Annotated in this window: 4 protein-coding genes and 2 rRNA genes (1 of these 6 cut by a window edge); 2 read left to right on the top strand and 4 right to left on the bottom strand. The window is 62.5% G+C overall.

Annotated features, from left to right (window positions below):
• Both INQ48_33225 and rrf read left to right on the top strand, forming a co-directional pair.
• Positions 1–1,721 (top strand): 23S ribosomal RNA (locus tag INQ48_33225) (it extends 1,150 nt beyond the left edge of the window).
• Positions 1,722–1,863: 142 nt separating this feature from the next.
• Positions 1,864–1,976 (top strand): 5S ribosomal RNA (gene rrf / locus INQ48_33220).
• Positions 1,977–2,113: 137 nt separating this feature from the next.
• On the opposite strand, the gene INQ48_33215 is transcribed toward rrf, so the two are convergent.
• From INQ48_33215 to INQ48_33200, 4 genes are all read right to left on the bottom strand, one after another.
• The gene (locus INQ48_33215; protein QRF62405.1) at positions 2,114–3,169 is read right to left on the bottom strand and encodes an aldo/keto reductase; all 1,056 of its coding nucleotides are present in this window, start codon (positions 3,167–3,169) and stop codon (positions 2,114–2,116) included.
• 26 nt (positions 3,170–3,195) lie between these two features.
• Positions 3,196–4,791 (bottom strand): MFS transporter, encoded by a 1,596-nt coding sequence (locus INQ48_33210; protein QRF62404.1) that lies wholly within the window; start codon positions 4,789–4,791, stop codon positions 3,196–3,198.
• 63 nt (positions 4,792–4,854) lie between these two features.
• Positions 4,855–5,313 (bottom strand): MarR family transcriptional regulator, encoded by a 459-nt coding sequence (locus tag INQ48_33205; protein ID QRF62403.1) that lies wholly within the window; start codon positions 5,311–5,313, stop codon positions 4,855–4,857.
• 84 nt (positions 5,314–5,397) lie between these two features.
• Entirely contained in the window at positions 5,398–6,189 is a 792-nt protein-coding gene (locus tag INQ48_33200) for an SDR family oxidoreductase (GenBank protein ID QRF62402.1), read from the bottom strand.
• Positions 6,190–6,203: the final 14 nt, after the last annotated feature.

The following is a 6,203-nucleotide window of genomic DNA, read 5'->3' as shown; positions in this document are numbered from 1 at the left end:
ATTTGCAATTTATTGCAAGTGGTAGGAGAGCGTTCTGTAAGCCTGTGAAGGTGCGTTGTAAAGCGTGCTGGAGGTATCAGAAGTGCGAATGCTGACATGAGTAGCGTTAAAGGGGGTGAAAAGCCCCCTCGCCGTAAGCGCAAGGTTTTCTACGCAACGTTCATCGGCGTAGAGTGAGTCGGCCCCTAAGGCGAGGCAGAGATGCGTAGCTGATGGGAAACAGGTCAATATTCCTGTACCGTTATACAGTGCGATGTGGGGACGGATCTTAATAGGTCATCCGGGTGTTGGATATCCCGGTTTAGTTGGATGTAGGCGTGCATTAGGCAAATCCGGTGCACATATACCGAGGCCAACGATCGAGCGAGCTTGCTCGCGAAGTGACTGAACGAGGTTCCAGGAAAAGCCACTAAGCTTCAGCTGTATACGACCGTACCGCAAACCGACACTGGTGCGCGAGATGAGTATTCTAAGGCGCTTGAGAGAACTCAGGAGAAGGAACTCGGCAAATTGACACCGTAACTTCGGAAGAAGGTGTGCCCTATTAGTGTGAAGTGAACAACGGAGCATGAATGGGTTGCAAAAAATCGGTGGCTGCGACTGTTTATTAAAAACACAGCACTCTGCAAACACGAAAGTGGACGTATAGGGTGTGACGCCTGCCCGGTGCTGGAAGATTAAATGATGGGGTGCAAGCTCTTGATTGAAGTCCCAGTAAACGGCGGCCGTAACTATAACGGTCCTAAGGTAGCGAAATTCCTTGTCGGGTAAGTTCCGACCTGCACGAATGGCGTAACGATGGCCACACTGTCTCCTCCTGAGACTCAGCGAAGTTGAAATGTTTGTGATGATGCAATCTCCCCGCGGAAAGACGGAAAGACCCCATGAACCTTTACTGTAGCTTTGTATTGGACTTTGAACAGATCTGTGTAGGATAGGTGGGAGGCTTTGAAGCAGGGTCGCTAGATCTTGTGGAGCCAACGTTGAAATACCACCCTGGTGTGTTTGAGGTTCTAACCTAGGTCCATTATCTGGATCGGGGACAGTGCATGGTAGGCAGTTTGACTGGGGCGGTCTCCTCCCAAAGCGTAACGGAGGAGTTCGAAGGTACGCTAGTTACGGTCGGACATCGTGACGATAGTGCAATGGCATAAGCGTGCTTAACTGCGAGACTGACAAGTCGAGCAGATGCGAAAGCAGGACATAGTGATCCGGTGGTTCTGTATGGAAGGGCCATCGCTCAACGGATAAAAGGTACTCTGGGGATAACAGGCTGATACCGCCCAAGAGTTCATATCGACGGCGGTGTTTGGCACCTCGATGTCGGCTCATCTCATCCTGGGGCTGTAGCCGGTCCCAAGGGTATGGCTGTTCGCCATTTAAAGAGGTACGTGAGCTGGGTTTAAAACGTCGTGAGACAGTTTGGTCCCTATCTTCCGTGGGCGCTGCAGATTTGAGGAAGCCTGCTCCTAGTACGAGAGGACCGGAGTGGACACACCTCTGGTGTATCGGTTGTCACGCCAGTGGCATTGCCGAGTAGCTAAGTGTGGAAGAGATAACCGCTGAAAGCATCTAAGCGGGAAACTCGTTTCAAGATGAGATCTGCCGGGGCCTCGAGCCCCCTGAAGAGTCGTTCAAGACCAGGACGTTGATAGGTCAGGTGTGGAAGCGCAGTAATGCGTTAAGCTAACTGATACTAATTGCTCGTGCGGCTTGACCCTATAACTTTGATCAGTCAGATCAAGGTGTTATGCCAAGTTGACGCATTCAAAAACACATTCAAATAACGCCTAAGCGCGTGCTGATTCAAAACTCTATGAATTCGTTTGGTTGATCATGTGATCAGCCAAGCAACCCTTTATGCCTGATGACCATAGCGAGTTGGTCCCACTCCTTCCCATCCCGAACAGGACAGTGAAACGACTCAGCGCCGATGATAGTGCGGGTTCCCGTGTGAAAGTAGGTCATCGTCAGGCTCTTACAGCCAAAAAAGCCCCAACCAAACGGTTGGGGCTTTTTTATTGGCGCAAGCAAAAAGCAAAACAAAAAGCGCCCCGTCCCCGACAGGGCGCTTTTTTATTGGCAATTCAATTGCCGATACGCGAGAAGCTAATCAGGCAACTTTGAAGGCGGGCAAATCCACCAGGTGTGGACGTCCGCCCAGCATCCGCGGAAGCGTCTCCGCATTGACTTCGAACGGAACCCCATGCGCGATCTGGCTGACTAGATCGAGCCGGTCCACCAAGTCCTGCGGCAGCGTCAGGTCGAGCGCCAGAAGGTTGTTGTCGAGTTGCTCCACCGTGCGCGGCCCGATGATCGGAATGATCGACGTGGTGGAAGTCCTTGCCTTGCTGCCGAGCCATGCCAGCGCCACTTCGGCCGGCGAACGCCCGAGCTGCGCGCCCGCATCGATCACGGCATCCACGACGGCCGCGTCGCGCTCGGTCTTCTCGGTGCGGATGACCCGGCCCATGCCCTGCAGCCGGCCCTGCTCCCCGTTGCGGTACTTGCCCGTGAGCAGGCCGCCTCCGAGCGGCGACCACACAGCGGCCGCCAGGCCCAGCGCTTCGGCCATCGGCAGCAGCTCCCGGTCGGCGCTGCGTTCGATCAGGCTGTATTCGAACTGCACGCCCACCAGCGGCGACCAGCCACGCAGCTCCGCCAGCAGATCCGCGCGCGCGATACGCCAGGCCGGAAAGTTCGAGAAGCCGGCGTAGAGGATCTTGCCGGCGCGCACGAGGTCATCGAGCCCCCGGAGAATTTCCTCGGTGGGCGTGACGTTGTCGGAGTGATGGACCCACAGCAGGTCGACGCGATCCGTCTTGAGCCGTTGCAGGCTCTGCTCGACGGAGTAGACGAGGTTCTTGCGGCTGTTGCCGGTCTTCGCCAAGGTCGGCTCCTTCGCCGCGCCGCCGCTGTACTTGGTCGCCACCACGATGTCGTCGCGGATCGGCGCGATGAGCTCGCTCAGCATGGATTCGGACTGGCCGAACTGGTAGCCGTCGGCAGTGTCGAAGAAGTTGCCGCCGGCCTCGAGGTAGCGGTCGAACACCTGGCGCGCCTCGGCATGTTCGGAGCCGTAGCCCCAGCCCGTGCCGAACAGGGCGACACCGAGAGCGAGTTCAGAGACACGGAGGCCGGACTTGCGGCCGAGAAGACGATAGCGCATGGGATTTCTCCTTCGTGGATGGACGATCACTCACCGGGCGCCACCATGTGCGCCTCCTGCATCCCGTTCGCCGCGTGGGCTTCGCGGCCGGGCATCAGCAGCCGTGTCAGCACCAGCGCGACCACGGCCACGCCGGCAGCGGACCACGCCGCGGCCGCGAATCCGGTGCCGAATGCATATCGCATCGCGGTTGCGGCGGCCGCGGACGCATCGGCGGGAAGTGCTTGCAGTGCATGGAGTGCCCCTGCCACATCGCCCGCGCTGAAGCGCTTGGCCACGTCCCGCGCCAGTGCGGGCGCCAACGACCGCTGCCGGGCCGTGCGCTCGAAGTCCGCGCTGGCCACCGCCACCAGCACCGCGCCCAATCCGGCCACGCCCGCCAGCAGGCCGCTGAAGCGCGTGGTGCCGGCCAGCCCCGAGGCCATGCCCGCGCGCTGCGGCGGGATCGCGCCCTGCATGGCCTTGGCCGTCTCGCCGTTGAGCAGGCCGGCGCCGGTGCCCGCGAGCGTCATCGCACAGGCGAAGGCAAGGTAGCCCGCGCCGCCGGTGGCCAACAACGCCATGGCCGCGTTCGCCGTGCCGCTCAGTCCGAGGCCCAGACACAGCAACGCGCGCGACGTCCACCCGGCCGTGTAGTGCGCCGCGATGCGCGGCACCAGGAACATGGGCAGCGCGAACGGCAGCATCGAGATGCCGGCGCTGGCGGGCGACAGGCCGAAGGCGTTCTGCAGATACAGCGGCAGATAGAACAGCATGACCTGCGCCCCCGCCGCGTAGCCCACCATGGCGAAAGCGCTGCCCACGAAGGCCGGTGAGCGCAGCAGCCTGAAGTCGACCATGGGCCTCGACTGCAGGCCCTCGATCACCACGAAGGCCTCGAGCAGCACCACGCCACCGATCAGGCGCCCCAGTACCGCGGCCGAGGTCCAGCCCAGCGCGTTGCCGTCGATGGCCGCCCAGGTCAGCAGGAACAGCGCACCGCTGAAGGTGGCGACACCGCCATAGTCCAGCCGCACGGCTTCCTTGTCGCGCGATTCCTCCACCACCCGCAGTGTGGCCGCGATCAGCACCACGCCGATCGGCAGGTTGATGAGGAACACCCAGTGCCAGCCGATGGTGCTGGAGATCACGCCGCCGAGAATGGGCCCGCAGGTGATCGCGATGCCGAGGCAGGCGCCCCAGAACGCGTAGGCCCGTGCGCGCGCCGCTCCCTGGAAGCCGTGGTTGATCACCGCCAGCGCCGCCGTCAACAGCAGGGCTGCGCCGACGCCCTGGAATGCCCGCGACACATTCAGCACCCAGGCTGCCGGCGCCGTGCCGCAGAACAGCGAAGCGCCGACGAAGAGCAGCTGCCCGATCACCATGATGCGTCGCCGGCCGTACCGGTCGCACAGCGAGCCCGCGGCCATGAGCAGGGCCGCGAAGGGCAGCATGTATGCGGTGATCACCCATTGCATGTCCGCGAACTCGGCATGGAGCGTATGCGCGATGGTGGGCAGGGCGACCGCCACCACGTTGGTGTCGAGCATCACCAGCGAGCACACCATGGAGGCCACCAGCAGGACGGCTCGCTGTCGACGCGGATCCTGCGCGACGGCAGAGGATGGAGGAAGGGTGCTCATGGATTTAGGGGCATATGCCCATATTCAGGCCAACGAAAGAAGCGGTGAATGAAAATCCGGAAATCAGGACGCCCGCAAGCTCAGCCGCTCATCCGCGGCAATGTCCAGCAAGGTGATGCGCAACAGCGCCGCCTCCGCTTCGCCGAACGCCTCGCAGAAGCGGTCCTGCGCGCGCTGCCACAGCGGCTGCGCGCGCGCGACGAGCGCCTGGCCCTTGCGCGTCAGCACCACCTGGCGTTGGCGGCGGTCCGACTCGCCAGGCTGCAGTGCCAGCAGGCCATCGCGTTCCAGCGGACGCAGGGTGTGGCCGAGCGCGGAGCGGTCCATCACCAGCGCATCGGCCAGCACCTGGAGGCTCGGCGCTTCGCTGGCGCGACGGCTCAGCTCCATCAGGATCGAGTACTGCGTGGAGCGCAGCCCCACCGGTGCCAGCGCTTCGTCATAGAGCTGCGTGACGCGGCGCGTGGCCTTGCGCAGCGCGGTGCTGCAGCACATGCCGTGGTGGTGATGGGCGGAGGTCATGCGCAATTATGGGTATATGCCCATAAACCGCGAGGCCGGTAGTGTTTCCGCGCGGGCTGCTACCGGCCGTTCACCTCGTCTTCGTCAGAAGGCGCTCTTGACCACGCCGCCATCCACGCGCAGCGCCGCACCCGTGGTCGCCGACGCCAGCGGGCTCGCCACATAGGCCACGAGCGAAGCCACCTCCTGCGGCGTGGCGAAGCGCTTGATCAGCGAGGTCGGGCGGATCTGCTCGAAGAACTCCGCCTCGACCTGCTCGAAGCTCTTGCTGCTCGAGCGCGCCATGCCCTCGACGAAGTCGCCGACGCCGCGCGATTTCGTCGGGCCCGGAAGCACGCTGTTCACCGTGATGTTCGTGCCGGCCACCGATTCCGCGAGCCCGCGCGACACCGCGAGCTGCGCGGTCTTCGTCATGCCGTAGTGGATCATCTCGGTCGATATCTGCACCGCGCTTTCGCTCGAGATGAAGATGATCCTGCCCCAGTTCGCCCGCTTCATCTCCGGCAGCACCAGGCGCGCGAGCCGCACGCCGCTCAGCACGTTGACGTCGAAGAAGCGCAGCCAATCCTCGTCGGGGATGTCCTCGAAGGCCTTGGCCTCGAAGATGCCGAGGTTGTTGACGAGGATGCCGATGCCGGGATGGCGGCGCACGAGTTCCTCGGCGGCGTCGGCGCGGCTGAGGTCGCCGGCGTAGCCGACCACCGTGCCCTGCGTCTGCGAGCGGATGCACTCCACCGCCTCGTCGACCGACGCCTGCGACCGGCCGTTGACGATGACGCTGGCGCCCTCGCGGGCCAGCGTGTGCGCGATCGCATAGCCGATGCCGGCGGTGCTGCCGCTGACCAGGGCCAGCTTGCCCTTCAGTTGAAGATCCATGTCGATGCTCCTTG

This window comes from Variovorax paradoxus (assembly GCA_016806145.1).
Classification (GTDB): Bacteria; Pseudomonadota; Gammaproteobacteria; order Burkholderiales; family Burkholderiaceae_C; genus Variovorax.
Note: the sequence above shows the minus strand (reverse complement) of the source record. Positions and strands in the feature narration are given on the sequence as shown.